This is a genomic window from Bradyrhizobium sp. 23, assembly GCF_023073295.1.
In the GTDB taxonomy this organism is placed as follows: domain Bacteria; phylum Pseudomonadota; class Alphaproteobacteria; order Rhizobiales; family Xanthobacteraceae; genus Bradyrhizobium; species Bradyrhizobium canariense_D.
In genome coordinates, this window is sequence record NZ_JADPJF010000123.1 from 1 (window position 1) to 763 (window position 763).

Annotated in this window: 1 protein-coding gene; it reads left to right on the forward strand. The window is 59.9% G+C overall.

Annotated features, from left to right (window positions below; genetic code table 11):
- Positions 1–4: 4 nt before the first annotated feature.
- Positions 5–763: IS701 family transposase (locus tag IVB32_RS29140; protein WP_247412174.1), on the forward strand; the 759-nt coding region annotated here is incomplete at its 3' end.

Consider the following 763-nt stretch of genomic DNA (forward strand, 5'->3'; position numbering starts at 1 on the left):
TTCAATGATTCATGGGTGGTCGGCTCTTGGAGGGCTGACCATGCCGGGATGGGAAGACGAACTCGAACGCTGGCTGATGCCGTTCTTGGACCGGCTGGGTCATAAGACCCGACAGCGGATGTGTCCTCTATATGTTGCGGGATTGATCGGTCCTGGCGATCGCAAGAGCGTTCAGCCGATGGCGGAACGCCTTGCCACGAGCAACTACGACCAGTTGCACCATTTCATTGCGGACGGCGTCTGGAACGCGACGCCGCTAGAGACAGAGCTGCTCAACCAGGCGGACCGACTTGTCGGCGGCAGGGATGCGGTGCTGGTTATTGATGACACCTCACTGCCGAAAAAGGGTGAGCGATCGGTCGGTGTTGCGGCTCAATACGCGTCGGCTCTCGGTAAAACTGCAAATTGCCAAACGCTGGTGTCTTTAACGCTTGCGCGCGGGGAAGTGCCCGTGATGGTCGCGTTACGTCTCTTTCTGCCTGACAGCTGGACAAGCGACATGCCTCGCTTGAAGCGCGCTCGCGTGCCAGTCGAACACCGAACGCCGCGGTCCAAGCCGGAGATCGCTTTGGCCGAGATTGACCGCGCGATGGCAGCCAACATACGCTTTGGATGTGTGCTGGCGGATGCAGGATACGGCCTCAGCGCGCCGTTTCGACAAGGGCTAACAGAGCGCGGGCTGGCCTGGGCGGTCGGTATCCCTCGGCACCAGAAAGTGTATCCGGTCGATGTGAAGCTCATTTGGCCGATCACCAAAGCCCGT